Raw genomic sequence first — 24,331 nt, forward strand, 5'->3', positions numbered from 1 at the left:
GCCACATTGATATTAAACAATAATCCCGAAGGTGTGCGGCGCTATCCTGTGTTATCGGGATATAGACTGTCCCAAACGGGCGCACCTATTCAGTGAGCAAAACCTCAACCAGACTATCGAGATACCTCTTTGATGATCGCCAATCTCCGGCGTGAGTGTCAATGAGCCGCCAGAACTCAGTCCCATGGTCATGGTGCTTCAGGTGTGCCAACTCATGGATCAGCACATAGTCGATGCAGTTGCGGGGGGCCTTGACCAGGTGAGGGTTGATGATGACCTCGCCTGAGGGAGAACAGCTTCCCCACTGGCGGGACATCTCCAACAAACGGAACGGCGGTGGTGCATCCACCCACGGTAGGCTCTTGGTCAAGGCGTCAATGCGGCGGCTCAGGTAGTCTCGCCCTCGGACCCGATACCAGGCCCGTAGACGGCCTTTGATGTCGTCTGTTGATCCTGTCGCGGTCTCAACCTCCAGTCGATTGCCTCGCAGCCGTGCAGGTCCAGGCTTGCCATCAACGGACATGACCTTGAGCATGTAGCGACGCCCCAGGTAGAGCACCTGTTCACCGGATACGTATTCCCTGGGTCTGACATGGGCGTAGCGTTCCCTCGCCTCACTGACGTGACCGACGACCCATCGCGCCCTTTTCTGAACAGCAGCTTTAATGCTTTCGTCCGAGAACCCAGGCGGTGCATCCACGGCGACTGTGCCGTCTGGATTAACATGGATCGCGACACGAGACCTACGGTTCTCGTCATAAGTCACCCGGTAGGGAATCCGGTCTGCCCCATATGCCAGCATGAAGGCCGTCATGCCTTGTTTGCTCCGGCCCGAACGATAGCGACAATCTGGTCGATCAACGCATTGGCATCGTCGAGGCCACCCAGGAACTTGAAGTAGCGGGGTAGCAGGGCTTTACGTATCTCAGCCTCGATACTGCTAGGGTTGATGGAGTGGGTATGCACCGCATCATCAACGGTGCTGTCGATGAGCATCGCTTCCTCCACCAGGGTGTCTTCGGGCTGCTCCGTTCCGCCCAATTGGTCCAGTAACGCCCCGTAGTATGCGGCGGCCCTTGGATGATCTTTGAACCGATCTGGCACACCAGGGGTGCGTCGGGCTGCGACCTGTTCTTCAAGGTCCTTGAAGAGCGTGTATTGCTTGCCTGGGTGATCGAACATGGCCTCTGCCGCTGCGATAGCCTCTTTCAGCAGATCAGAGAACACCCGCTGCGCATACGGGTCATCAATCAGGTCCTGCTCGATGGTCTTACGGATGCGGGTCTTGATGACATCGGCCTCGGTGCGAGTCTTTTCGTCCGACCAGTCTTCAGGATCATCGGACTGGCCTAGGGTATCGACGCGGATAAAGCCTTCAGGGTCCACGATCTCCTGACCAATGACCTGCTTATCCACCATCCGGCGGATTTGGTCTTCGTATTCGGAGAAGTCCACGGTTTCTTGAGCGTCACGCTTGGCCTGCACCCGCAGTTCGGTGAAGAACCGCAGATCGCGTTTGTATCGCTGAATGGTGCCCTCATCGAAGGCTCCATCTTCGAAGAACGTTCGTGATGACAGGGCCAGTTTCAGGCACATCCCGAACTCGGTCAGGGCATCATAAAAGTCCTCACGGACCTTCTGGTTCTGGTCGATGCTGTGGCCTGTGCCGTCCTCGGAGACTTGTGGCACCAGAACGCGGCGGAACTGTTCAGTGTCCTGCTTGTTTGCCACGTCTGCAAAGATCGACCACAGGGCATCATGCAAGCCAGGGAGGCGCTTATACTCGACCGACACGTTGGACACGGTGCCCGCTAGATCTTCAATCTCATATCCAGCCTGCGTTTCCTCGGCCAGGTCCTGGTAGTCTTGGATCGAGGTATCAAGCTCGGCCAGGATGCCACGGTAGTCGATCAGGTATCCGAACTGCTTCGCCTCATGCAGACGGTTCACCCGTGCAATCGCCTGAAGCAGGTTGTGGCCCTTGAGATGCTTGTCGATATAGAGGACAGCGTTGCGGGGCTCGTCAAAGCCCGTCAGCAGCTTGTCCACGACGATGAGGATGTCAGGGGCCCCATCGGTGCTGAACCGTTCAATGACATCCGCCTCATAGGTCTCTGCGTCATTGCCAACGTTCATCTTCCACCAGGTCTGGACTTCTGGTGTCTTGGCTTCGTCAGTGTCTTCGTGGCCTTCCCTGGTATCGGGAGCCGAGATCACAACCGCGCTGGTTACCATACCCGTCAGATCGAGGGCGTTCTTGTAGCGGATCGCTGACAGTTTGCTGTCCGTCGCCAGTTGCGCCTTCAGACCCAGGCCCAGCTTGGCAAAATTCTCGGTGAAGTGCGTGGCGATGTCCCAGGCGATCAGGTCGATCCGTCCACCCGCACCATAGACCTGCCCACGGCTAGAATACTTCTGCTTCAGATCGGACCTCTGACTGTCGGAGAGTCCCGTGGTAATTTTGTCGAACCAGGCGTCAATCGCGGTGTCGTTGATATCGACGATGGGTTTGCGTTCTTCATAAACCAACGGGGTGACGGCCCCATCTTCCACCGCGTCTTGCATAGTGTAGGCGTGAAGGATCGGACCAAACTTGTTGCGGGTCTTGTCTTCCTTCAGCAACGGTGTCCCAGTGAACGCGATGAAGGCCGCATTGGGCAGGGCCTGACGCATCCGTTCATGATTCTCACCGCCCTGGCTACGATGACCCTCATCGACCAGGACGATGATCTTATCGGATGTGTTCTTGCACTCTGGCAGTTTGGTTGCCGAGTTGAACTTCTGGAGCAGTGTGAAGATGATCCGTTCCGACCCTGACCCGATCCGCTTGGCCAGATCACGGCCTGACTGCACTTTGGAGGTCTCGCCCTCCTTCTTGGTGGCCACGGCAGACCCAAAGGCTCCGCCCGTCATGAAGGTCGCGGCAAGCTGTTTCTCCAGGTCCACACGGTCAGTGACGATGATGATGCGACATCCAGCAAGCTCTGCATCCAGCAGCAGCGCCTTGGTCAAAAATACCATCAGGTTCGACTTGCCCGACCCTGTGGTGTGCCAGATCACGCCACCTTCACGGCTACCGTCGGGCTTTTGGTTCGCCACCTGTGACAGGATCGCCTTGGCCCCCTGGACCTGCTGATACCTGGCCGCGATCTTGCCCAGCTTACGGTCGAAGAAGATGAACCGTCTGGTGAAGTCCAGCAGACGGTCGGGGCGTAGCAGGCTGATGATCAACCTATCCTGCTCTGTGGGCAGCACAGGGCCGCTGTGGAGCCTGTCAAAGTCATCCCGCATCCACTTAGGCTTGTCCGCGAACAAGGCCGTGCTCTGGGCCTCCGTCAGGGGTGTGGACTTTACGGCCTGCATCTCGGCCTCGCTGATCTCTTCCTCGGTCCAGGAGCCCCAGAACTTGGCAGGCGTCCCTGTGGTGCCATAGCGCCCATCGGTGCCAGAGATCGACATCAACACCTGTGAATAGGCATAGAGGTCCTGAATGCCGTCGGGCTTCTGGTTGCGATTGTGCTGACTGATACCTTCATCAACCATCGCTTTGTCCTTGGTGGAGGACACAGGCCGCTTGGCCTCGATCACCACCAATGGAATGCCATTGACGTAGCACACGACATCGGGCCGATAGCGGCCCATCCCAGCAGGGCGTTCGACGCTCAACTCTTCGGTGACGTGCAGGGTGTTCGCGGCTGGATCGGTCCAGTCAATCAGGGGCACGGTGACGGATGTGCGCTGGCCATCCACGAACTCGGTGACGGTGATACCGAGGGTGAGGTGCTTGTAGATCGCCTCATTGGCGGGGATCAGCCCTTCGTTCAGCCCCGTCGCGCTGATCTCTCTGATGACCTGATCAATACCACCAGCAGACAGCGGATATGTGTCCCCCTTGAAGTCGAACCGATGCGCCTTGAGCCGTTCGCGCAGCACAGGCACCAGCAGCACAGCCCGCTCTGACCCACGCAACGCCAGAGCATCCGCCGGAGACAGATACGCCCATCCCATCGCCATCAGCAAATGCAGGGCGGGCAGCTTGGAGGCGGCTTCCTCGCGGGTGTCAGGTGTGCGACTAGACACTATTGAACCGTGCGTTTCGAATTGGTTTCAAACAAAGCGTTCGAGAACGAACCCTTGAACACACCCTCCTCCAGGAAGTTCAAGATCACCTTCAGCCGCTTTTTGTCACCCGGCAGAACCAACCGTCCGTCTTGCTCAGCGATCTCTAGTCCGATGTCCGCAGCACGCGTTCTGATCGTTCCAACATCGTTGTGGTCCAGGACCCCCGATGCCAGAACACCCTTGATCAGTTTGCGGCTTCGTTCATCCATCGCAGCGTCGAAGAGGGCCGCGTTCTCAACATGGAAGTGACCGTGGCCAGCGAATGTCTGCACCTCTGCCTCTGTAGCTGCCACGAAATGCTCTTGTATCGTCATGATTTTCCGCAGGTTCGCGAAGCTTACAAACTTGACTTGCGGGCCCTCGATAACAGCCGTCAGCTTGGTATCCAAAGAGAACCCATGCTCCGTAAGTCTCGCGAATTGGTTGTTGTCGAACCGGAGTGTGAACCTGCCCTTAGCCAGGTATTGTGAAGTCTGAAATCGTTGCAGCAAGATGCGCGTTTGATTGACCGCTGAGCGCATGAAGACGGCCTTGATGCCCGCCTCGTCATAGTTCCCGACATCCAACCGATCATATGCGGCTGGGCCGTTTTGAAGTGTATCGTTAAATGGCTGAAGAAGAGGCGCGTCTTCGATGACCAAGAGGTCGTTATCATCCGGTGTCCATTTGCCATCGAACGGCTGGTCATTGTCCTTACCGTCCAGAAATGCTGCTTCTTGCTGGTCGAACAGTTGCTCGATTTCGCCCTGGACGCCTGCTTGAAGTGGTATGCGTCGCACGACGTTCTGATCATTGACACGACAAAGCGCGAAAAAACTTCTCGGCATGGTTACTCAGTCTCCAAAATTACGTAGTCACCCAGATCAACGCCGACCACATCGCAGTTGCCACGTCGGATGGTTCTTTTTGAAATCAGCACCCTGGTCACATTTTCAGGGGTGCCAACCTTGTAGAAGTGCCAGCCGTAAAGACCCAAAAGCGGGTTGAAAAAGTAGCTGTGGCTCGTGAAGGCGATGACAGCAAAGATCACCAAGGTCGGAATCCAAATGATCCAGTTAAGATCGTTAAAATCTGCCGTGAACAGCGGCATCAAATAAAGCAAGATGATCGCAGTGTTCTCCCGGTCTGCGGGCTCCACCGTGGTGATAGGGAAGGTCTCTGATGCGGGCGCGTTCTTACCCTTTGTGGCGTTCAAGACCCATACACAAATCTGAACGAATATCGCGGAACCGAACAACAACAGCAGCATGATGTCGTATCGGTCGTTGAGTGCCGCCACCGCCGCATAGGTGAAACCCACGGGTGCTATTGCCGTCGCCGTCAATGCGATCCGTGCAAAACCACTAAGCATCGAGCACCACCCGCCGTTTGCCCGTGAGCAGTTGCTGCATCAGGGCCTTCTTTTCTGTGCGGAGTTTGGTGATGTTCTGACTCAACTGATCGACTTCTTGGTCACAAGTGGAGATCGCGACGGCAATCCTCTCCTGCTCATCAACGTTAGGCAGGGATACCACATATTCCGCCACAACGTTCCAGTCCGATCTGGGCATTTTGGAACCCGCCGATTTCTCCGCCTCAGTGATGAAGCCATCCGATTGGACGATGCAGTGCAAATAGTCGGACCGAAGGTGTGCAGTGTCTGCACAAAGGACCCAAATTTCTGTTGAACAGACGCCTTCGAAGTCGGGTGCCAGATACTTTCGTAGGTATGGTCGAAGTTTTCCAAACAGAATGTCGCCAGGGCGGAACTCGGCTTTTATGCTCTTCAATTCATCACTACTGACCGAACCCAAGAGCCGTCCGCTCTCTGCTTCAATGTGCTCAAGTTCGATGCATGGCCGTGCGTTATGCGGCTTGCGGGGGTCTAACCTGCTCTTGGAAAGCTTCACCACATCCCCCAACCGCACCTCTTGCCAGGGCTGGCCTTCGAACTCTGGGAAGCGGCGTTTGCCTGTGAGGAGTTGCTGCATGAGGGCGCGTTTTTGGGTGCGGGCGGTGGCCAGCAGGGCCTCTGTCTTCTCAATGGCCGCGTCCCAGGTCGAGAGGATATCCGCGATCTTCCGTTGTTCGGGGAGTGGGGGGAGGTTGAAATCAAACTTCAGCCAACGATCCAGCTTGAAGATCATTTTTTCTACATGGACACCAATGCTGGAGTGAAAGCAGGTCTGTTGGAAAAAGACTGAATGGGCGAGGTAGTTCAGGAAAGTCGTATCGATGGCGTCGTTCCCGTTCAGAACCGCATATTCGTTCGATACAATCGATCCAGCCAAATGATTGGGGACCAACCCACATGCACCATGCACAATCTGACGTTTGGAGATAAGGAAATCGCCTGATTCAATCTTGAACTGCGACTTCACAAGAACATCGCGACCGAGGAAGCTCCCACGGTCAACGACCCCACCCCGCGCGCGTTTGACGGTCACAAGCTTGTAGGTTTCGTCGTCCTCCATTTTGATGGGGCGTCGGACTTCATGCAGAAATTGACCAAGCGGTGCCCTGATCCAACCAGGTGGGGTTTCACATAGTTTTGGTATTCCTGGCTGAACTGTAGCAGGGAATGAACTGGTGAGCGTGACGGCGTTCATGTGAGTCCAAGCTCTTGCAAGTAGGACTCCATCCGCGTTTCCAACTCGGCCAGATCGTCCTTGAGCTTTACCCGCTCGGCACGGACGGCCATTAGGTCGATCTCTTCTTCCTCCTCAAACGTGTCCACATAGCGGGGGATGTTCAGGTTGAAATCGTTCTCCTCCACTTCGGCCCGTGTCGCGCCGTAGGCGTATTTGTCCACATTGTCCCGCGCGGCATAGGTCTGGACGATCTTGTCGATGTGCGTGGCGTCCAGTGCGTTCTGGTTGGTGCCAGAGATGAACTCACGGGATGCATCGATGAACATCACGCTGTCGTCGGGTTTGTGTTTGCGGAATACCATCAGGGCGGCGGGGATGCCCGTGCCGAAGAACAGCTTTTCAGGCAGGCCGATGACGGCATCCAGCAGGTTCTCCTCGATTAGCTTTTGGCGGATTTTGCCTTCGGACGATCCACGGAACAGCACCCCGTGGGGCACGACCACAACGGCGCGGCCTGACTTGGGTTTCAGCGTCTCGATCATGTGCAGGATGAACGCATAATCTCCCTTGGTCTTGGGCGGGATGCCACGGCGAAAGCGGGCGAACTTGTCGGTCTCGGCGGCCTCGGTGCCCCATTTGTCCAAGCTGAACGGGGGGTTGGCAACGACGATATCGAAGTGCCGCAGGGCGTCATCCTTGGTGCGCAGTTTGGGGTTACGAATCGTGTCGCCCCATTCGACCTGATGGTTTTCCTCGCCATGCAGGAACAGGTTCATCTTGGCCAACGCCCAAGTGGAGCCGATGGCCTCTTGCCCATAGAGCGCATAGCCCTTGCCACCCTGATTGCGGATCAGCCTGCCGCATTTCATCAGCAGGGACGCAGAGCCACAGGTGGGATCGCAGATGTGGTCCCCTGGTTGCGGGTCGGCCAGACGGGCCATGAGGTCGGAGACTTCGGCGGGGGTATAGAACTCGCCCGCCTTCTTGCCCGCCGTGGCCGCAAAGCGGGAGATCAGTTATTCGTAGGCCCCACCAATGATGTCGAGCTGGCCGACACGGGAGGGACGCAGGTCGAGGGCGTCTTTGGCAAAGTCCTCAAGCAGGTGACGCAGGATGTCGTTCTTCTGCTCTTCGTCCCCCAGCTTGTTGGAGTTGAAGCTGATGTCCTGAAACACGTCGCGCAGCTTGTCCCCGTTGGCCTCTTCGATGGCATGGAGGGCCTTGTCGATGCGTTCGCCGTTCCCAGCCTCATGCCGACGTTTGTGCAAGGCATCGAAGCTGGCCCCATCGGGGAGCTTGAACGCCTCCTGCTGCATCATGGCCTCAACCAGTTCGGGGCTGTCTGGGTGTTCGGCCTGGTAGCGGGCGTAGTCGTCCTTCCACACGTCACTGACGTATTTCAGGAACAGCAGGGTGAGCACGTAGTCCTTGTAGACGGACGGATCGACGACGCCCCTGAAGGTGTCACAGGCCCCCCATGCGGCTTTGTTGATCTCGGCTTGCGTGATGGGGGTCATGTCTTGCTGGCCTGTTTGATGAGGAGGGCGATGAGGCCCTGATATTTCTGGATGTCGAGGGGTTCGGTTGGCGGGTTGGTGCGGCCCCGTGTTTCTTGCCGTAGGATTTCGACCACCGCCTCGCCCACGACATCGGGAGGCGGCTTGGCGTCCAGTTTCTGGACCTCGGTCTCCACCATGGCCACGACCTCACCGATGCGGGTGTAGAGCGCGGCTGTGGATTGCGTGGTGGCGTTGATACCTTTGAAAAGGGCATAGGGATCGACGCCGTAGACCTCGGCAATGACGAACAGGCGTTCGGCGGTGATGGTCTCTGTCTTGTTCTCCATGCGCCAGACCTGGACCCTGCTCACACCGAGCCGCTCCGCCGCTTCGTTGACGGTGAGCCCAGCACGTTCCCGTGCATCTTTGATCCGGTCGTAAAGGTGTTCCACAGCTTCGCCTGAGAGTGATGACGTTTCATGTCATGAAACGTTTTGCGGAAAAATGCAATAGCCATGTAAGTTACTCATTGCGAATCATTATGTTTCTTTTTAAGAAACATCTCGATGACTCTCAATGAATACCTGAAGCAGAACCAACTGAGTCTAAAGGGCTTTGCAGATCAATGCGGGCTGAGCGCCCCGACGATCCTGCGGGCCCGTGATGGCATCAACATGCCGTCCCGCCGGACCCTACAGGCAATCGTCAGAGCAACGGGTGGCGTGGTTACGATCAACGATCTCATCCGCGTTGAAGTTGAAGGTGAACAGAAGCACAGGGAGAGAATGCCAGATGATTGAAGTCTTCCTGGCGTCCCTTACGGGGCCGCAGATCATCTTCTTGTTTGCCGTTACCATCATTGGCGGGTTCTTCGTGGGCGCGTTCGCCTACCTCACCTACGAAGTGGTGATGGGTCTGGGGATCTTCCTGGCCGTGCAGTTTGTCTTGTTCTGGACCTCGGCACACCTCGACATGGTCCTGCTAGGCTTCGAGTCCGGCATTCTGAACATGCCTCCTGCTGTTTACATCGCGCTGCACCATAGCGTTCAGATCGCGGCTCTGTGTGCAAGCTTCGCAGCGGGTCGGGCCTTTGCGTTCAGGAACAGCAGATGACGCGATGCTCTCGTTAACAATGGCAGCGGCGGAACAACTCGCCCTGACCTACCCCCTCGATCCATCCCAATAGCTTTAAGGAACCATCGCCTTGTTCAAAACCACATCAATCCTGTCAGCCTCACTGGTCATCACGTTGGCTGCCTGTGCCGAAACAAAAGGCGTCGATCCGATTACACAGGCCGTCTCCGGTCGGACCTTAGTTGCGGGTGACACCCGACTGACGGCAGGTGCCAATGGGGCCCTGGTCGGCACCCTGGCAGGCGGAGATACGCTATCCGGCACGTGGCGCATCTCGAATGGCAAGTGGTGCCGAACGCTGTCCCAGCCTGCGCGGTTTGCGGGGCCGGAGGTCTGCCAGGACGCAGCACTTACTGATGGCCAACTCGTCATCATTGGCTCCAATGGCAACCCAACCACCTACACCATTGAATGACGGGGAGGACTGTCTCACAGCGGCAGGCCATTCTTGAGCGCCTCTGGATGCGCAACAGCATCCGCGTTCAGATCGGTCTGCCACTGCTTGATGTCCGGCGTCTCTACCTCTGGAAGACAGGGCAGATGATGCACCCTGGTAAGCGGAAAGCATCCAACCGTTTCTGACGAACAATCCAGGTCCCAAGCATAAATACCTGTGCCAACCAGAGGACCCTTGTCATGACAAAGACGACACAAAAAGAACTCGCAGTTGATCCGGTTCTTTCCGCGTCGGAGTTCTTCGACCAAATGGCTGATGAGGACCTACTCCGTTTTTTGAGGTCTCTGCCTGTAATCGGCACGAACGATGAAGAACCGTTTACGGTCGAAGACCTCGTTTACGAAGCCCTTCTGCAACCCTACATAGTCCATGCGTGGACGCAGATCGAAGGCGCACCAGGAATCGGTGGCCGCATAAAGCAATTGACGCAGGTCATAAAATCCGCCGAACGGTCCTTGGAGCGAGAGACAGGGCGGAAACGCAGGGTCCCACGTGTGATAAACCTCGTCGCATTCTTGGATGCATATGAGCAACGTGGGTTGCCGCTGTAAGGGTGGCTACGCCGCTTCGGGCAGATCATCCGCTTCATCACCGAACAGTTCCGCCCAATAGGCGTGGATGCAATCCTCCAAGATTGCACCCAATTCACGACGTTCCTCTGCCTTGATGTCAGCAAGCATGTCGATAGCCTCTTGGTCCAAGTTGCGAACGGAAAATCGTCTCATCATATCGGTTTCCTCCTACCCTTATTTAGGGTGGACAACCAGGATGTGCCTTCAGTTCGACCAGATCGAAATCATCAGAATTCAATTGCCCATGGTCTGACACCTGTCAGACTAAATACGGCTATGAGGACTCCAGTTATTGGTGGCTTCTCCGCCGAAGGACTTGAATTGAGGGCGACAGCAGCCGAATTTCAAAGTGAAAGGCGTTCACCGAGGCTCATACCTGTTTTGGAAAGTGGGGTCTTATAGACAAGGTTTTACATGTTTTGGGTCCATGGTGTCGTCGTTCATTTCCAGCAAGATTATTGCCAACCAGATCATTCTCTACAGGCGAGTCAGCACCAAGGCACAAGAAGGTGGTGACTATCGATCTCAACTGAAAAGCATCAAAGACAAGTATCCCGACTTCAGTATTGCACGGTCTACCATCGTTGACATCAAGGAGGTCATGTCAGGTCTGGCTGATCCTGAAGTCAGATTTGGCAGTGGCATCGGCAAGGCGTTGAGAATGCTGATGAGACACTCTTATGCAATCATTCTTGTATCCAACCTGGATCGTCTAGGCAGACGCACGGATGTCTTCGAATTGATCCAGGCACAGGGCCTCGGTCACCGAATTATGGATGCCCAGACAGGAATGAATCTGGACGAGCTTATAGCTGCGAAGCGGCACATCAAAATCGCTAAAAAGACCAAAGACCAGAAGCGGGCATGTAAGACTGGGCAGGAAAGATATCTGGCATCTGGTGGCGTCCATGGGTCGCCCAAAATCAAGCACCAATCTCGGCACGGCACAAAAAGGAAGATGTCACTGGCCAAGGAAAGGCGAAGTCAGGTTCTGAAAGTCATTGCCGCAATGGCCCGTCAAAGCCGTGGTCGAAAGCTCAAGCTGAACGATATTGCAGATGAGTTGAATCGACGTGAAATCAGAACAGGACAGGGAAGGTTCTTTGATGCGGAGAGGCTCAGCCAACTGCGCAAGTCGTATCCTGGTGCATTCAGAAAAGCGTTTGATACCCCTTTAAGAGATCGTCGGCGTATTCAGGCACATGTGAGGACAACGGGTAGCGTGTTTGCCAATCGACATCAGATGCAGCAACTGATGAGGACGCTGGCACCTATCCCCAGGGCGTGGAGGTTCAGGCCCAGTGCTGCGCATCGTCTTGTTTTCAATGGACCTAAACCCACCTTCGCAACAGGGAGATGGTTTGATCGATGCCGGAGCCCCCCACCTTGGTCTACACGTGCTGGAGGAGCAGCCTAAGGCCACTGTCAGCGGGAAAGATCATCGCGCCCTACCAGGGAGCCAGCGATATAATGTGGGCACTGACACACCTACTGCCGCCGCTGCATCCCTTACAGGGGTCCCGTTGGCCAATAGCTCACGGACGGCGCTAATCTTGTCGTCTGTCATCTTCTTCGGACGCCCTCCGACCCGACCTTTCGCTCTTGCAGCCCTGAGACCCGCTTCAGTCCTTTCTATGATCAGGTCACGCTCAAAGGCGGATATGGCACCCATCACGTGAAATAGCAGCCTTCCACCAGGGGTTTTGGTGTCGATGGCCTCTGACAGGCTCTGGAACTCGATGTTGTCCTGGTTGAGCCGCTCCATGATTTCGATCAGATGCGGCAGGCTACGGGCCACACGATCCAGCTTGTAGACCACCAACTTGTCATCAGCGTTGGGTCGCAGATAGGCCAGTGCCTCAGTCAGGACGGGTCTGTCCTTCTTAGCACCAGATGCCGTCTCAACGAATATCTTCTCACACCCCGCCCGTTCCAGTGCCGCGATCTGGGCATCCATGAGTTGCATTTCCGTGCTCTTGCGCGCGTATCCAACCTTCATTTGTTCTCCTTCTCAAAACTCGTCGACACCATACCAGCCACGATGATTATTTTCGATAGGGGTTTATAAGATTTTTTATGCCTGCTTTCCATGGTGATGCACGTCGCGTTGAGCGGGGCAATCGAGAAGTGAAAAACGACCGTTTACGATAATCGGTAGTGAGCCGATAATCAGGCTCCAAGAGGTGGCCCTTTATGTTTGTGAATGTCCCAGAGTCTGAGCAACTTGAAAACACGGCGCTTCGTCTATTCTTCGATGGCTGGGAGCGAACAGTAGACCTTCATCTGGACTTTTGCTCAGTGTATCCTGTTCCAATTGAAGAAGTAGCTGGCGAACACGATTTCTCCGAAGAGTGGGCCGAATACGTTGATAGCGCCCAGGCTGAAATGGGAGCTATCTGTGCGGTCATTCAACAAGCGGCAGAAATTCGGTTGAAATCGATCATCTGTGCGGTGAGCCCCTTTCTCCTCCTTCTTAACAGTGAAGTTCCCTTGAAGATGACGGACGCTGATCTGGATTTCACAGGTCTACGAACTTTGGATGCTGTCGATCTACCAAGGGCCGTCCGCACAATGACCGATTTCGAACTGCCCGACAGCTACATCCAACAATATGGAGAGCTACGCAAACGCCGCAATCAAGTCGCGCATCTAGGTTCACACCAAGGCGGGCTATCGCCATCGCTGCTGATCGACTTCTTGCGTCAGCAGTTCCTCGCATTGTGGCCTGATGGGCGATGGTTGAACCGACGAGTTGAGTTTGATGGGAACAGTGCCCAACGTTTCTTTCATGACGGAAGGTATTCGTCAGTCGAAACTACGGTGATGATTGAACTCCCAAGCACCCGTGCACTGTTGGACAACGAAACTTTCAAGAAGGTCGTTGGGGTGTCCAAGGGCAAACTGAAAGGCTTCTGCCCAAACTGTGTTGATGCCATCGCCAGCAAAACAGGTATCGATCCCGAAGCGACAGCCTACCAAACAGGTGAACAGGCAGCATTCTGCGCGATGTGTGAAAACAGTTTGCAGATTCATAACGAGCAAGAGTGTTGTGATCGGTGTGAAGCGGGACAATTCGCGACCAGTGTTTCTGATGAAACCGATACCATTTCTGTTTGTTACCGCTGCGGTTACAGGTAGCCTTCATCGCTGACAGAGAGCCGCCTCTCGATACTGACTGCATAAGCGCATTTCCTGAGTAGTGGACAAAGTAGCCAGAATGGCTTTATGTGAACACATGAAAAACATTTCCGCTAAAGACGCGAAGAACCAGTTCGGCAAGATGATTGACGACGCCAGGCTAGAACCTGTGGTCATTCAAAAACATGGCCGTCCAGTCGCCGTCGTTTGTTCGGTGGAAGAGTATGAGCGTCTGATTGCCTTGGATGGCAGCAATCACCGAGTGAGCGGATCATGAGCGAGGTGCCGGATAAGGTTCGTATCTTCCACATCGTGCATGTGGATCGACTCCCTTCGATCATCGCTGATGGCTTTCTTTGGTCTGATGCCGAGACACGTCGGCGCGGTTCACCAGGCACAACGGTAGGGATGCAGAGTATCAAGGATCGCCGCCTGACATCATTGCTCACGTCCCATCCAGGGCTGACTGTGGGCTCCTGCGTCCCGTTCTACTTCTGCCCCAGGTCAGTGATGCTGTATCTGCTCCATCGCGGAAATCATGAAGGCGTAACTTACCAAGGCGGACAACAGAACATCGTTCACCTGGTCGCCGATGTTCCGGCAACCGTTCAATGGGCAGAGCAGAACAACAAACGCTGGGCCTTTACGCTGTCAAATGCAGGGTCAGGATACTTCGAAGATCGGTCCGATCTCGCACAACTTGGTGAAGTGAACTGGGATGCCGTGAACGCCACGCAATGGGGCGGTAACGGGGTCAGCAGAGACATCAAAGAAGGAAAGCAGGCTGAGTTCTTGGTGGAGCAAGCATTCCCGTGGGAGTGCGTTCTGGGTATCGGTGTCTTCTCTCAGGCTCAGGGGGAACAAGTGACGCGATTGATCTCAGGATTGGCGCACAAGCCCAAGATTGGGGTCCGAAGAAATTGGTATTATTGAAGAGCAAGGGAGGCATTCGATGATTCGATATACGACGGGCGATGTCCTTCGCGCTGACGTTGATGCCATCGTCAACACCGTCAACTGCGTGGGTGTGATGGGGCGTGGAATCGCGCTTCAGTTCAAGAAGACGTTCCCCAAGAATTACGAGAAGTATCGTGCAGCTTGTGACAGAGGCGAAGTCGTTCCTGGTAAGATGTTCATCACGGAGCGGGACGCAATGCTGGGTCCGCGCTTCATTATCAATTTTCCCACCAAGCGACACTGGCGTGGAAAGAGCCGAATAGAAGACATCGAGTCCGGCCTAACTGCACTGCGAGAAGACATCCAGGCGTATGGGATCAGGTCCATCGCAATCCCTCCGCTAGGTGCGGGCTTGGGAGGGTTGAATTGGGCTGATGTGCGCGACAGGATAGAGAGAGCCCTGGGTGAACTGGACATCGACATCGTGGTGTATGAACCAGGTCAAGCACCAGACGCTGCCGTGATGGCTCGAACCAAGGAAGCGCCGACCATGACAGTTGGTCGCGCCACCTTGGTGACGCTAGTTGACCGCTATCTTGCAGGTCTGCTTGATCCGTTCATCACGCTCATCGAATTGCACAAGCTGATGTATTTCATGCAGGAAGCAGGGCAGCCGCTAAGGCTCAATTACAAGAAGCATGTCTATGGCCCCTACGCTGACAACCTAAGACACGTGCTACATGCCATCGAAGGCCACATGGTATCGGGCTACGCTGATGGTGGTGACGCGCCGAACAAGCAGATTGAATTGGTGCCTGGTGCAATTGAGGAAGCCAGAGCGTTCGTAAAGTCAGATGACGATGCCCAGGAACGCTTTGAGCGTGTCAGCGAAATGGTGCAGGGCTTTGAGACCCCCTACGGTCTTGAACTCTTGGCCACTGTGCACTGGCTGATTCAACATGAGAATATCACCAGCAAGGATGAGGTCGTTCAACAGACCCACGCATGGAACGACCGGAAGAAGCGGTTCACCCCTCGCCAGATCGGTATCGCGTATGACCATCTTGTCGCATCTGGTTGGGCTTCAGGGGTAGCTGCCCATTAGTCTAAAGCCATGATTGTCGCTGAACGAATAGCTGCAAGACTAACGCGTTCCACCGACCGAGTGCGTGTTTCGGCCACTCACTCAAACCAAGGGGAGCGATTTATTTTTAATATTTTCAACATATTAAACGATTTTTCCAATTTTATTCACTTCATCGTGTTGAAAAAGGTCGTAGGGATTCCAATGTTTCTTGCGTCCACGCAGGACAATTATCGAAACTGCTCTCGAAGACGGGTGTAACCACGGTCGAGACCTCAAAGTGAGGTTTATCGACCATGATCAATACACACTTTTTCCCTCATATCGTCAGCAATCCCCCTGCCGCCGATCTGACTGAGTTTGCGCCCGCGAAATCCGTGAAGGTTCGCTGGCCGGAACTGATGGGCATCGCGACCCTGGCTGAATACCTGGACATGTCCGAGGCGTCAGTGCGCAAGCTCATTGACCAAGGTGTCCTTCCTCCTGCAACAACCGCCCCTAGCCCTCGATTGAAACGATGGAAGCGTTCCGTCGTAGATGAGCGGTTGCAGCGCATCGCGGACCATGGCCGCAGTGGCGGCAAGTCTATGGATGCGGTTCTTGCAGGGCGCATCGCCTCCAATCGGGGGGGGCGCTGATATGCCTCGTATTCGTGAGCACCTTCTCCAGACCACCAATCGACACGGCAACATCCGCTATATGTTCCACCGTCGCCCTGACGGACGACGCATCACCATCAAAGGTGAACCAGGAGACGCAGCGTTCGAAGCGCGTTACGACTTCCTTGTGCGAGGTGGTGACCGCATCGAGGAACTCGATCAGGCGTCTATCAAGCGTCAACGAGAAGGTGAACGGCCTGAACTCGTGCGGGAATTGACACGATTGCATGAAAGCTACTTGGACAAGCTGGTGGCGCAAGGCGTTCTTTCGGCCAGCACCTCGGCCCACTATGTCCGCTTCACCCGCAGGCTCGGTGATGAGTTCGGCGATGTGCCTCTGCACACGATCACAGAGGCCCATTTGATGCAGGTATTGGACATGTGGAGTGAAACTGCCAACGCCTACAACAACGCATTGCGGGCCATTAAACACCTGTTCTCTTATGCTGCCAAAAGTTGGGGTCTGCGCCCGAACCCAGCGGCGATGATCGCCAAGAAAGAGGTCGCCACCGATGGGTTCACGCCCTGGTCTGAGGATGACCTGCAACGATACTTTAAGCACCATCAACTGGGGACAAAGGCCCATCTGGCGATGATGCTCCTGATGCGGGTTGCACCCCGCATCAGTGATCTGGTGAAGCTGGGGCCAAAGCACATCATTGAAATCGATGGCGAACGATATCTGCATTTCAAGCCGCAGAAGACGAAGACCGTAGATGTCACCGTGCCGATCACCGCAGACCTTCAGGAGGCGATTGATGCAGCACCCACTGGCGACGAGACCTTTTTGGTTACTGCATACAACCGACCGCACAGCGCCAAGGCATTCTGCTCGAAGATCGCACAATGGCGACGTGAGGCGGGCATCACCGAACAATTGTCCGCTCATGGCATGAGAAAGACTGTCGGCATCAATCTCGCCGAGAATGGTGCCACAGAATACCAACTCATGGCAGCACTGGGACACACCACACCCAAGGTCACAGAGGTCTACACCCGTGCTGCGAAGCGTCGTGACCTGGCAATTGCAGCAGTGGAAAAATCCACACTTCGTGACTTCAGCAAAAGCGGGGAGGAACAGTGATGCACCCACTCGAATTTAAGTCAAAGTATGGAAAACCCATGCAGCAACTGGAAAGCGCAATGATTGCGGCGCTGTCTGACTGCGGAGATGGAAAATGGTTCAGCCTGTCCCAGTTGGTGAAGGAGATGCGTTTGCCGTTGGACTTTGCCCTGGGGAATGATGTCGAGGGGTTGGTTGCCCAAAGACTGGCTGCTTGGAACTGGTATCGTCACAACACACAACGGGGCGACCGTTTCGTGCGTAGGAACCACAAGACTGAGACCAAGCTGATCATTCTTGCAGATCGCCGGAACATCAAAACTAACGCATCTTGGCCTCCCCACGAAGTGAAAAGAACCACCTCCGTTCCTAAATCATCCGGTTTGCTCAGCCGCATTCGGAAACGGAAGCGTTCGTTGCAGTTGCAAAGAATGACCTGATTTAACGATCAGCTTTGTGGGTGGCCAACTGAGAAGCTGGCCACCCCGAAACAGGACTGCGATCACAATCGAAGTGTTCATCCGGCAGGAGCGGGCTTCTTGATCCTTTCTTGACCGCAGAGCCGATACGATGCCCGAACAAGACCACCTATTGGCACATATAGTCGCAATTGGCCCTATCACTACTAAATGCTGTTGAAGCGTTTCTTGACCCGTTCTTGATGATCTCTGCACCCAAGGCCCCAATGCCGCCCGAAATCCTCCCCGATGAAAGATATCGACAGTTTGACCTGCGGTCATCAAAACTCGCGTTTCCGACCGCCTTGTATCAGGTTCCGCACACCTTTCCGCACACCTTGGGGTGTGTTGGCAATTTCCTTAATGAAATCAGTAAGGCTGGCGACCCCGGCAGGATTCGAACCTGCAACCTGCCCCTTAGGAGGGGGCTGCTCTATCCAGTTGAGCCACGGGGCCTTTTCAAACTTCCAGCTTTTCAGCGAATTCTCACAAAACAATGCTTTGCGCCTGTTTGACGTCCGCTTGGAGCACCGCAGCTATTGAACGGCACTGATCGATACACTTGGCCAAATTGGAGGGCTTTGTCACTACCCAACCTTGTCATGTTGTGTCTTTGAGGCTGAAAAATGATCGGGCTAAAGGGACTTGTGCAACGCTTAAGGAGTGCCCGTCATGGCCGAAATAACCACCTGGGCTGCCGAGACTTTGCCAGCCTTCGCAACCTCGCACACGACCTTTGCGGCCATCGGGGCCTTCAAGTAGACGAAAGCCAGATGAAACGCTTTGGTTTGCTGCAAATGGGGGGCAATCGCATGCTCCGGCCAAGTGTGAAGTCATGCGGCGCCGAGCTCAGGCGCTCTCGTCCATCTTGTGACCGAAGGCACATCTTTAAAAGCGCAGGCCGAAAAAGATCATGGCCAAAGGGACCGGCGAGACTGCGAAGAGCAAGGTCAAAAAGGTCACGGCGGGCGAAAACAGGCCGCTTAGACCCGCGATCATCATGATGCCGCCGCCTCCGCCGATGAAGGAATTCCCGGGTGTGTTTACGGCCAATGCGAGGGCTATGTAGCGATAGCGCAGTCCGAGCTTCATCACGCGCGCCGATTGGCCGTCGAGCAGCATGGCGAGGCGCTCGTCACCCGATAGTGGTGCTGCGCGGGCAACAACCTGTGCCGCGCGGCGCATGCGGAGCAACGACAAGAGTTGTTGCAAGGCGCTTATGGGTAAAAACCGACCGATCGTGAAGGCGAGCATCATCGCGGCGACCGTGGCGATGTAGATAAGCGGAGCAATGCCCGGCCCGAAGGCGGCAAGAATAGCGATGCCAATCTCAGCGCCGGGAACAAAGGGTAACGCAAGCAACAGGATATACGCTACCGACCCCAGCATGATTACGCGGTGCACTTGTTGTTCGTTGTCAGGACGGATTTGCAGATCGAGCGCATCACGGATCTCATGCGCGCCCCATGTTGCGATCAAGATAACAGCCACGAGCAAAGCAAACCGCAGGAGCGTTGCCCCTATGCGCCTACCGGAGGACGACATGCCCCGGTCCTCAACCGGCGATGTCGTCAGTTCCTGAAGCGGAGGTGCCTGTTGCGGTCAACGCGATCTGGTTCGTCCAGTACCACCGGCGCGTGGTCCAAGTCCCATCGAGTGTCACGTCGTCCCCGTCCACCTGGCCGTAAAAGACCACGGTATGGGGGGCATCGGGGCAAATCGTGCGGGCAGTGAAGTGGATGACGCCGTCGATCTCTTTGGTTTGATACTCAGACCACCCAAAGTCACAGTAATTCTGACAATCCACCGACTGGAATGTGCCGTTACGAAATACGATGAGGTCTTCGAGTACGGCGCCGCTGGCGACGTCGACACCGTTGACCTCAAAGGACCTCCCATCCAGCGCGCCGCTTTGGCTCCAGTCGCCATCGGGGACTTTCAGGTCCGGAATATCTTCGTTCATCACCGTCATGGTCGCAGCGCCGGTTCCGAGTGTTGCCATTGCGATGGCCGCAACCTGAAGAATCTGGGGCATGGAAATCTCCTAAATCTGGGACCCGTTGGCAAATAATCGCGCCGCTTCGCGATGGTATGTCACCGGGTGACTGTGCGTAAAGCAAAACCTATGCTTTGACTTCTGTCATCAGAACGCGGAACGTGGCACCGATCCGGTAGCCGCCATCCTTTTGGCGGAAGGGCGCGAGGGCCACGGCATGGGCCGCATCGAGCGCGTCTTGTCCGTTGTTCTCGGCAGCTTTGGCTGCGACGCCGGACGATCCCAGTCCCTTTTGCGCGGTGGCAAGATCCGGATAGGTCCAGAGCGTGTCCACATCAAAAACCTCCAGGGGGGTCAATCCGGCGGACGCGGCCAGATCTTCCAGCCTGCCGGGTTCCGAGAGCGCAAACGGCCCGTTGGCATGGGGCGGTGCAGGGGGCAGCAGCGGTTTGAGCGCCGCGATAAGGGCTGTGGCTTCCATCGTTTCTGGAGCGCCCCAGGTCATGACAAAGACCTTCCCGCCGGGCCGTGTTGCGCGGTGTGCCTCCTGCAGAGCCCGCGTCGGATCAGCGGCGAATTGGAACGCGTTGAAGCCTGTGACCACATCGAAGCTGTGATCTTCAAATGGCAACGCCTCCAAATCGCCATGGGCAAGAGGCGCGTCGGGCAACCGCTTACGGGCCACGTCGAGCAAGGCCTCTGAGGCGTCGATGCCGGATACGTCGGCTCCGAGTTCGGCGGCAAAAGACATGGCCATACCTGCGCCACAGCCTGCATCCAGAAGCCGCGTGCCCGACCCTGCCCGCGCTTTGTCGAGGACAGCGTGGTAAGCAGGTGCGCATTGCGCTTCTTGGATGTTGGCCCAATCCGTGGCGCGCAAGCCCCAGATACGTCCGTTGGCCTCTCCGCTGCGGGCGGCCGGGGTCTTTGCATTGGTCTCCGTAACACTCATGGGTGCCTCCCTTTGGGCTTGGCCTTACGGCACATCTGTCCCGGGCGGTCGAAACGCGACTCGCTGCGGATGTGCTGTCAGGGCGTCTGGTTCGGTTAGGTGCCTAGCCGCCCGACGCCGGGATCGGGCTTTACGGTTTCTCAGTGCGTCCCTGTCGAAAAGTGTTTTCTTTTCGGTTCTTTGATCTCGGGGCCGCGGTGGCTGGCATCCCTTTTCTCTGGACTTGAAGACACTATCGGCGCGATGCTCATGTCAGTCCAGCGAAACGATTTCAGGCCCATATGAGCGAAATTCAGCTACATAAGGTTGATCTGAACCTTCTTTCGACATTCGAGGCCTTGATCGAGGAGGGCAGCGTCGCGGGAGCGGCAGACAGGCTTTCACTGACAGCCTCCGCTGTCAGCCATGCGCTTGGACGATTGCGCACGCAATTTGACGATACGCTTTTTGTCCGCGTCGGTGGCAGGATGCAGGCTACACCACAGCCGCTGCGGCTTGCCGATGAGATCGCACCGGTTCTGAGGCACTTGCGCCTCGCGCTCAAACCGGCCGCACCCTTTGATCCCCGCACGACAGACCGGGTGTTTCGCATTGGGCTCCATTCTTGTCCGACGCTGATGGCGCAGGTGACTGCGCACCTCCAGTCCGAAGCTCCCAATGCAATGATCGAATGGGTGCCGATCCGGTCTCGCAGTCAGGCCGATCTGGTCGACGGATTGATCGATTTGTTGCATGTGGGCGGGCCTGTCCACCTGTTTGACCGGGTCCAGTCCAAGGATCTGGAGCCGGCCACCTTCTTCAGTTTTGTCAAGCGCGGACATCCCGCTGCGCAGGACTGGCGTGTCGAGATGGCTGCGCAGTATCGCTATCTTCAGGTCGCCGTTGAAGACCAAGGTGCTGGCAGACCGGTCGAACAGGAACATCACCTGCTCAACCGGCCGCGCACCCTAGGGAGCAAGGTGCCGGATTTTTCACTGGTGGGTGTGATCCTTGACGCAACCGATTTCATCGCAACGCAGCCGTCCATTGCCATGGAGGACATGTGGGTGCGCTATGATCTGGAGGTGATGGAACCCGTGGCGGCGCCGTCGAGTTTCCCGATGCGCTTTACCTGGTCCGCGCGCAATGCGACCGATCCCGCCAACACCTGGCTGCGCGATATCGTCATCGCGGCCTATGACGCGCATCAGGCCGATATCAATCGCAAGTTTCGTGACGTGTTGATCTCGCTTCAGCGCTGAATCGATGCGGGCGTGAGAATCATGCGTGGTAACTTGCTTGGGCGCAGCCGTCATGTATCCCTTGGGATCGAGCGACACGCGCGGAAAGGGGGCAGCCCGGGTCAGGGAACCCAACGGGTGCGGCGTGTGATCGCCCCGCTTGAGCCGCCTTTGTGTTAGGGGTAACAGTATTGCAAGCACCAAGAAGGACGCATGCCTGTGACGATTGATCCCAAACGCCCGCTCACTCTTCGGGATGTGTCTGAAGCCTCTGGCGTATCGGAGATGACCGTCAGTCGCGTGCTGCGCAATCGCGGCGATGTGTCGGCCGCAACGCGAAAGAAGGTCCTCGAAGCGGCAAAGTCATTGGGGTATGTGCCCAACAAGATCGCTGGCGCTTTGGCCAGTCAACGCGTCAATCTTGTCGCCGTGATTATCCCGTCGCTCTCTAACATGGTGTTCCCGGAGGTGATGGGCGCGATTTCGGCTGAGCTGGAAGATACCGAGTTGCAGCCCGTGGTCGGGGTGACGGATTACCTACCGGAAAAAGAAGAACGCGTGCTCTTCGAGATGCTCTCATGGCGGCCGTCGGGGATTATCATCGCCGGTTTGGAGCATACGGATGCCTCGCGCGCCATGTTGCAGGCCTCCGGTATTCCAGTGGTCGAGATCATGGATGTGGACGGGACGCCGGTTGATAGCGCGGTCGGGATTTCACACCGCCGCGCCGGGCGTCAGATGGCCAAGGCAATCCTCAAGCAAGGCTTTGAGATGATTGGCTTCATGGGCACGAAAATGCCCCTCGATCACCGGGCGCGCAAACGCTTTGAGGGGTTCACGGAAGCGCTTGCCCGTGACGGTGTCGAAGTGCTCGATCAGGAGTTTTATGAAGGCGGCTCGGCGCTGGCCAAGGGGCGGGAGATGACAGCCGCCATGATGGAGCGGACGCCGGATCTCGATTTTCTGTATTACTCCAATGATTTGATCGGCGCAGGCGGTTTGCTTTGGGCGATGGAAGAGGGCCTTGATGTGCCGGGCCGTTTGGGTCTTGCGGGGTTCAATGATGTTGAGCTGTTGCAGGGCTTGCCGCGCAAATTGGCGACGATGGATTCCTGCCGGCGCGAGATTGGTGCCAAAGCCGCGAAAATCATCCTGTCGCGTTTGGATGAAGGTGGCGAAAGCGAAGCGGGCCAAGTTGTGGAACTGAGCCCCACGATCTCGATGGGCGACACGCTCAAGCGCTACTGATGTCGGTGCCGGTCCTGCCAAACGCGCTGGCGCGGCGGCTTTTTCTGCACAAGCATCTTCTGGCCGAGGCGCCCGAGGGGCCTGCGGATGGGGCCGCTTTGACAAGCCTTGTAGAGCGGCTGGGCTTCATTCAGGTTGACAGTATCAATACCGTCGCACGGGCGCATGATCTGATCGTTCATACGCGCAGACCGCGCTACCGTGCGGGTGGTTTGGCGCGGCATCTGGAGCGCAATCGCGCACTTTTTGAACATTGGACTCATGATGCGGCCCTGATCCCGATGTCTTTCTATCCGTACTGGCGGCTCAAGCAGCGGCGCGATGCGGCGCGTATGTTGGAGCGGTACCGCAGCTGGCGCGAGGGTGACTTCGAAGTGGAGTTTGATCGGGTGCGCGCGCATATCGAGATGCATGGGGCCTGTGGCTCCGGGGAACTTGGGACACGCGAGAAGAAAAGCTCTGGCGGATGGTGGGATTGGCATCCTGCCAAGACGGCTTTGGAGTACTTGTGGCGCAAGGGCGAACTGGAGATTTGTCACCGGAAGTCTTTTGCCAAGTATTACGATCTGAGCCACCGCGTTATCCCGCTTGAGGTTGCCGAACGTGATGTGACGGAGGCTGCATCGGTTGACTGGTTTTGTCAGGGGGCTCTCGATCGGTTGGGTTTCGCTACGACTGGTGAGATCGCCGATTTCTGGGACATCGTGACGAAGCGGGAAGCCAGGGACTGGGCTGAGGCCGCGGATCTGATTGAAATCGATGTCGAAGGCCACGATGGGGCCTTGCGGCGCCATCTCGCGCGTCGGGATGTATTTGATGCGGCCGAGGCGGCGCCCGCTCCCCCCAATCGCTTGCGTGTTCTCTCACCGTTTGACCCGGCCTTGCGGGACCGTAAACGCGCTGAGCGCCTGTTTGGATTTCACTACCGTATCGAAGTCTTTGTGCCGGAAGCAAAGCGCCAATACGGCTATTACGTCTTCCCCTTGTTGGAGAGAGATCGACTTGTCGGGCGGATCGACATGAAGGCGGATCGCAAGGCGGGGCGTTTGAAAGTCACCGCGCTGTGGCCGGAAGCTGGCATGCGATGGGGGCAAGGGCGACAGGACCGTTTGGCGGCGGAGCTGGGACGGATCGCGCGTTTGGCGAATGTAGAAGAGGTTGTCTGGGCGTCCGACTTTCTCAAGGCACCCATCGTTAAGGATTCTTCATAAAACAGGGCTATTCAGAGGATGTTCGAAAGAACGGTTCATTCTTGCGAGTGT

Annotated in this window: 28 protein-coding genes and 1 tRNA gene; 15 read left to right on the forward strand and 14 right to left on the reverse strand. The window is 56.2% G+C overall.

The window, feature by feature from the left end:
* Positions 1–85: 85 nt before the first annotated feature.
* Genes ACP15S_RS15520 through ACP15S_RS15555 form a run of 8 tightly spaced genes read right to left on the reverse strand, consistent with a single transcriptional unit; the run spans position 86 to position 8,643 of the window.
* Entirely contained in the window at positions 86–814 is a 729-nt protein-coding gene (locus tag ACP15S_RS15520) for a M48 family metallopeptidase (protein WP_425040550.1), read from the reverse strand.
* On the reverse strand, positions 811–4,080 hold the full coding sequence (locus ACP15S_RS15525) for a type I restriction endonuclease subunit R (protein WP_425040551.1): 3,270 nt from the start codon (positions 4,078–4,080) through the stop codon (positions 811–813). Before ACP15S_RS15525 ends, ACP15S_RS15520 begins: the two co-directional genes overlap by 4 nt.
* A complete protein-coding gene (locus ACP15S_RS15530; protein WP_425040552.1) occupies positions 4,080–4,949 on the reverse strand; it encodes a hypothetical protein in 870 nt (289 codons plus the stop codon). Before ACP15S_RS15530 ends, ACP15S_RS15525 begins: the two co-directional genes overlap by 1 nt.
* Before the next feature lie 2 nt (positions 4,950–4,951).
* Positions 4,952–5,473 (reverse strand): hypothetical protein, encoded by a 522-nt coding sequence (locus ACP15S_RS15535; RefSeq protein ID WP_425040553.1) that lies wholly within the window; start codon positions 5,471–5,473, stop codon positions 4,952–4,954.
* Positions 5,466–6,710, reverse strand: coding sequence for a restriction endonuclease subunit S (locus tag ACP15S_RS15540; protein WP_425040554.1), 1,245 nt, complete (start codon positions 6,708–6,710; stop codon positions 5,466–5,468). The genes ACP15S_RS15535 and ACP15S_RS15540 overlap by 8 nt, the downstream gene beginning before the upstream one ends.
* Positions 6,707–7,708, reverse strand: coding sequence for an N-6 DNA methylase (locus ACP15S_RS15545; RefSeq protein ID WP_425040917.1), 1,002 nt, complete (start codon positions 7,706–7,708; stop codon positions 6,707–6,709). The genes ACP15S_RS15540 and ACP15S_RS15545 overlap by 4 nt, the downstream gene beginning before the upstream one ends.
* Positions 7,709–8,209, reverse strand: a complete 501-nt coding sequence (locus ACP15S_RS15550; protein WP_425040555.1) for a type I restriction-modification system subunit M N-terminal domain-containing protein — start codon at positions 8,207–8,209, stop codon at positions 7,709–7,711.
* The gene (locus ACP15S_RS15555; RefSeq protein WP_425040556.1) at positions 8,206–8,643 is read right to left on the reverse strand and encodes a helix-turn-helix domain-containing protein; all 438 of its coding nucleotides are present in this window, start codon (positions 8,641–8,643) and stop codon (positions 8,206–8,208) included. Before ACP15S_RS15555 ends, ACP15S_RS15550 begins: the two co-directional genes overlap by 4 nt.
* Positions 8,644–8,757: 114 nt before the next feature.
* Here ACP15S_RS15555 and ACP15S_RS15560 point away from each other — a divergent pair, with 114 nt between their 5' ends.
* The 4 genes from ACP15S_RS15560 to ACP15S_RS15575 all read left to right on the forward strand — a co-directional run bounded on the left by ACP15S_RS15560 (position 8,758) and on the right by ACP15S_RS15575 (position 10,333).
* The gene (locus ACP15S_RS15560) at positions 8,758–8,991 is read left to right on the forward strand and encodes a hypothetical protein (RefSeq protein WP_425040557.1); all 234 of its coding nucleotides are present in this window, start codon (positions 8,758–8,760) and stop codon (positions 8,989–8,991) included.
* Entirely contained in the window at positions 8,984–9,304 is a 321-nt protein-coding gene (locus ACP15S_RS15565) for a hypothetical protein (RefSeq protein WP_425040558.1), read from the forward strand. Before ACP15S_RS15560 ends, ACP15S_RS15565 begins: the two co-directional genes overlap by 8 nt.
* Positions 9,305–9,395: 91 nt before the next feature.
* Entirely contained in the window at positions 9,396–9,740 is a 345-nt protein-coding gene (locus ACP15S_RS15570; protein WP_425040559.1) for a hypothetical protein, read from the forward strand.
* 221 nt (positions 9,741–9,961) lie between these two features.
* Positions 9,962–10,333, forward strand: coding sequence for a hypothetical protein (locus ACP15S_RS15575; protein WP_425040560.1), 372 nt, complete (start codon positions 9,962–9,964; stop codon positions 10,331–10,333).
* Positions 10,334–10,339: 6 nt separating this feature from the next.
* Here the strand turns inward: ACP15S_RS15575 and ACP15S_RS15580 are convergent, their stop codons facing one another.
* A complete protein-coding gene (locus ACP15S_RS15580) occupies positions 10,340–10,510 on the reverse strand; it encodes a hypothetical protein (RefSeq protein WP_425040561.1) in 171 nt (56 codons plus the stop codon).
* Between the two features lie 271 nt (positions 10,511–10,781).
* Between ACP15S_RS15580 and ACP15S_RS15585 the strand changes: the two genes are divergently transcribed.
* Complete coding sequence (locus ACP15S_RS15585) at positions 10,782–11,771, forward strand: hypothetical protein (RefSeq protein ID WP_425040562.1); 990 nt, start codon at positions 10,782–10,784, stop codon at positions 11,769–11,771.
* 21 nt (positions 11,772–11,792) lie between these two features.
* On the opposite strand, the gene ACP15S_RS15590 is transcribed toward ACP15S_RS15585, so the two are convergent.
* Positions 11,793–12,353 (reverse strand): recombinase family protein, encoded by a 561-nt coding sequence (locus ACP15S_RS15590; RefSeq protein ID WP_425040563.1) that lies wholly within the window; start codon positions 12,351–12,353, stop codon positions 11,793–11,795.
* A 194-nt stretch (positions 12,354–12,547) separates the two neighbouring features.
* Here ACP15S_RS15590 and ACP15S_RS15595 point away from each other — a divergent pair, with 194 nt between their 5' ends.
* The 7 genes from ACP15S_RS15595 to ACP15S_RS15625 all read left to right on the forward strand — a co-directional run bounded on the left by ACP15S_RS15595 (position 12,548) and on the right by ACP15S_RS15625 (position 17,635).
* Positions 12,548–13,492 (forward strand): hypothetical protein, encoded by a 945-nt coding sequence (locus ACP15S_RS15595; RefSeq protein ID WP_425040564.1) that lies wholly within the window; start codon positions 12,548–12,550, stop codon positions 13,490–13,492.
* A 97-nt stretch (positions 13,493–13,589) separates the two neighbouring features.
* A complete protein-coding gene (locus tag ACP15S_RS15600; RefSeq protein WP_425040565.1) occupies positions 13,590–13,769 on the forward strand; it encodes a type II toxin-antitoxin system Phd/YefM family antitoxin in 180 nt (59 codons plus the stop codon).
* Entirely contained in the window at positions 13,766–14,425 is a 660-nt protein-coding gene (gene darT, locus ACP15S_RS15605) for a type II toxin-antitoxin system toxin DNA ADP-ribosyl transferase DarT (RefSeq protein ID WP_425040566.1), read from the forward strand. The genes ACP15S_RS15600 and darT overlap by 4 nt, the downstream gene beginning before the upstream one ends.
* 19 nt (positions 14,426–14,444) lie before the next feature.
* Entirely contained in the window at positions 14,445–15,494 is a 1,050-nt protein-coding gene (darG, locus tag ACP15S_RS15610) for a type II toxin-antitoxin system antitoxin DNA ADP-ribosyl glycohydrolase DarG (protein ID WP_425040567.1), read from the forward strand.
* A 275-nt stretch (positions 15,495–15,769) separates the two neighbouring features.
* The gene (locus ACP15S_RS15615; protein WP_425040568.1) at positions 15,770–16,111 is read left to right on the forward strand and encodes a helix-turn-helix domain-containing protein; all 342 of its coding nucleotides are present in this window, start codon (positions 15,770–15,772) and stop codon (positions 16,109–16,111) included.
* A 1-nt stretch (position 16,112) separates the two neighbouring features.
* Positions 16,113–17,216 (forward strand): tyrosine-type recombinase/integrase, encoded by a 1,104-nt coding sequence (locus tag ACP15S_RS15620; protein ID WP_425040569.1) that lies wholly within the window; start codon positions 16,113–16,115, stop codon positions 17,214–17,216.
* A 38-nt stretch (positions 17,217–17,254) separates the two neighbouring features.
* A complete protein-coding gene (locus ACP15S_RS15625; protein ID WP_425040570.1) occupies positions 17,255–17,635 on the forward strand; it encodes a hypothetical protein in 381 nt (126 codons plus the stop codon).
* 397 nt (positions 17,636–18,032) lie between these two features.
* Here ACP15S_RS15625 and ACP15S_RS15630 read toward each other — a convergent pair.
* From ACP15S_RS15630 to ACP15S_RS15645, 4 genes are all read right to left on the reverse strand, one after another.
* A tRNA-Arg gene (locus ACP15S_RS15630) sits at positions 18,033–18,109 on the reverse strand.
* A gap of 432 nt (positions 18,110–18,541) precedes the next feature.
* Positions 18,542–19,198: a hypothetical protein gene (locus tag ACP15S_RS15635; protein ID WP_425040571.1), complete on the reverse strand. Its 657-nt coding sequence runs from the start codon at positions 19,196–19,198 to the stop codon at positions 18,542–18,544.
* A 10-nt stretch (positions 19,199–19,208) separates the two neighbouring features.
* On the reverse strand, positions 19,209–19,688 hold the full coding sequence (locus ACP15S_RS15640; RefSeq protein ID WP_425040572.1) for a hypothetical protein: 480 nt from the start codon (positions 19,686–19,688) through the stop codon (positions 19,209–19,211).
* Between the two features lie 88 nt (positions 19,689–19,776).
* Entirely contained in the window at positions 19,777–20,601 is an 825-nt protein-coding gene (locus ACP15S_RS15645) for a class I SAM-dependent methyltransferase (protein ID WP_425040573.1), read from the reverse strand.
* A 281-nt stretch (positions 20,602–20,882) separates the two neighbouring features.
* Between ACP15S_RS15645 and ACP15S_RS15650 the strand changes: the two genes are divergently transcribed.
* The 3 genes from ACP15S_RS15650 to ACP15S_RS15660 all read left to right on the forward strand — a co-directional run bounded on the left by ACP15S_RS15650 (position 20,883) and on the right by ACP15S_RS15660 (position 24,280).
* Positions 20,883–21,842: a LysR family transcriptional regulator gene (locus ACP15S_RS15650; protein WP_425040574.1), complete on the forward strand. Its 960-nt coding sequence runs from the start codon at positions 20,883–20,885 to the stop codon at positions 21,840–21,842.
* 192 nt (positions 21,843–22,034) lie between these two features.
* Positions 22,035–23,069 carry a LacI family DNA-binding transcriptional regulator gene (locus tag ACP15S_RS15655; protein WP_425040575.1) on the forward strand — a complete coding sequence of 345 codons (1,035 nt, stop codon included), beginning with the start codon at positions 22,035–22,037 and terminating at the stop codon, positions 23,067–23,069.
* Positions 23,069–24,280, forward strand: coding sequence for a winged helix-turn-helix domain-containing protein (locus tag ACP15S_RS15660; RefSeq protein ID WP_425040576.1), 1,212 nt, complete (start codon positions 23,069–23,071; stop codon positions 24,278–24,280). Before ACP15S_RS15655 ends, ACP15S_RS15660 begins: the two co-directional genes overlap by 1 nt.
* The last annotated feature ends 51 nt before the right edge of the window (positions 24,281–24,331 follow it).

The sequence above is a fragment of the Primorskyibacter sp. S187A genome (genome assembly GCF_049800955.1).
Taxonomy (GTDB): Bacteria; Pseudomonadota; Alphaproteobacteria; order Rhodobacterales; family Rhodobacteraceae; genus JAKVBH01.

What these genes read in the sequence shown, in the direction of transcription:
- ACP15S_RS15520 (WP_425040550.1), bottom strand. Translation starts at nt 814, where the DNA reads ATGACGGCCTTCATGCTGGCATATGGGGCAGACCGGATTCCCTACCGG.
- ACP15S_RS15530 (WP_425040552.1), bottom strand. Translation starts at nt 4,949, where the DNA reads ATGCCGAGAAGTTTTTTCGCGCTTTGTCGTGTCAATGATCAGAACGTC.
- ACP15S_RS15535 (WP_425040553.1), bottom strand. Translation starts at nt 5,473, where the DNA reads ATGCTTAGTGGTTTTGCACGGATCGCATTGACGGCGACGGCAATAGCA.
- ACP15S_RS15540 (WP_425040554.1), bottom strand. Translation starts at nt 6,710, where the DNA reads ATGAACGCCGTCACGCTCACCAGTTCATTCCCTGCTACAGTTCAGCCA.
- ACP15S_RS15550 (WP_425040555.1), bottom strand. Translation starts at nt 8,209, where the DNA reads ATGACCCCCATCACGCAAGCCGAGATCAACAAAGCCGCATGGGGGGCC.
- ACP15S_RS15560 (WP_425040557.1), top strand. Translation starts at nt 8,758, where the DNA reads ATGACTCTCAATGAATACCTGAAGCAGAACCAACTGAGTCTAAAGGGC.
- ACP15S_RS15565 (WP_425040558.1), top strand. Translation starts at nt 8,984, where the DNA reads ATGATTGAAGTCTTCCTGGCGTCCCTTACGGGGCCGCAGATCATCTTC.
- ACP15S_RS15575 (WP_425040560.1), top strand. Translation starts at nt 9,962, where the DNA reads ATGACAAAGACGACACAAAAAGAACTCGCAGTTGATCCGGTTCTTTCC.
- ACP15S_RS15580 (WP_425040561.1), bottom strand. Translation starts at nt 10,510, where the DNA reads ATGATGAGACGATTTTCCGTTCGCAACTTGGACCAAGAGGCTATCGAC.
- ACP15S_RS15585 (WP_425040562.1), top strand. Translation starts at nt 10,782, where the DNA reads ATGGTGTCGTCGTTCATTTCCAGCAAGATTATTGCCAACCAGATCATT.
- ACP15S_RS15590 (WP_425040563.1), bottom strand. Translation starts at nt 12,353, where the DNA reads ATGAAGGTTGGATACGCGCGCAAGAGCACGGAAATGCAACTCATGGAT.
- ACP15S_RS15595 (WP_425040564.1), top strand. Translation starts at nt 12,548, where the DNA reads ATGTTTGTGAATGTCCCAGAGTCTGAGCAACTTGAAAACACGGCGCTT.
- ACP15S_RS15600 (WP_425040565.1), top strand. Translation starts at nt 13,590, where the DNA reads ATGAAAAACATTTCCGCTAAAGACGCGAAGAACCAGTTCGGCAAGATG.
- darT (WP_425040566.1), top strand. Translation starts at nt 13,766, where the DNA reads ATGAGCGAGGTGCCGGATAAGGTTCGTATCTTCCACATCGTGCATGTG.
- darG (WP_425040567.1), top strand. Translation starts at nt 14,445, where the DNA reads ATGATTCGATATACGACGGGCGATGTCCTTCGCGCTGACGTTGATGCC.
- ACP15S_RS15615 (WP_425040568.1), top strand. Translation starts at nt 15,770, where the DNA reads ATGATCAATACACACTTTTTCCCTCATATCGTCAGCAATCCCCCTGCC.
- ACP15S_RS15620 (WP_425040569.1), top strand. Translation starts at nt 16,113, where the DNA reads ATGCCTCGTATTCGTGAGCACCTTCTCCAGACCACCAATCGACACGGC.
- ACP15S_RS15625 (WP_425040570.1), top strand. Translation starts at nt 17,255, where the DNA reads ATGCAGCAACTGGAAAGCGCAATGATTGCGGCGCTGTCTGACTGCGGA.
- ACP15S_RS15635 (WP_425040571.1), bottom strand. Translation starts at nt 19,198, where the DNA reads ATGTCGTCCTCCGGTAGGCGCATAGGGGCAACGCTCCTGCGGTTTGCT.
- ACP15S_RS15640 (WP_425040572.1), bottom strand. Translation starts at nt 19,688, where the DNA reads ATGCCCCAGATTCTTCAGGTTGCGGCCATCGCAATGGCAACACTCGGA.
- ACP15S_RS15645 (WP_425040573.1), bottom strand. Translation starts at nt 20,601, where the DNA reads ATGAGTGTTACGGAGACCAATGCAAAGACCCCGGCCGCCCGCAGCGGA.
- ACP15S_RS15650 (WP_425040574.1), top strand. Translation starts at nt 20,883, where the DNA reads ATGAGCGAAATTCAGCTACATAAGGTTGATCTGAACCTTCTTTCGACA.
- ACP15S_RS15655 (WP_425040575.1), top strand. Translation starts at nt 22,035, where the DNA reads ATGCCTGTGACGATTGATCCCAAACGCCCGCTCACTCTTCGGGATGTG.
- ACP15S_RS15660 (WP_425040576.1), top strand. Translation starts at nt 23,069, where the DNA reads ATGTCGGTGCCGGTCCTGCCAAACGCGCTGGCGCGGCGGCTTTTTCTG.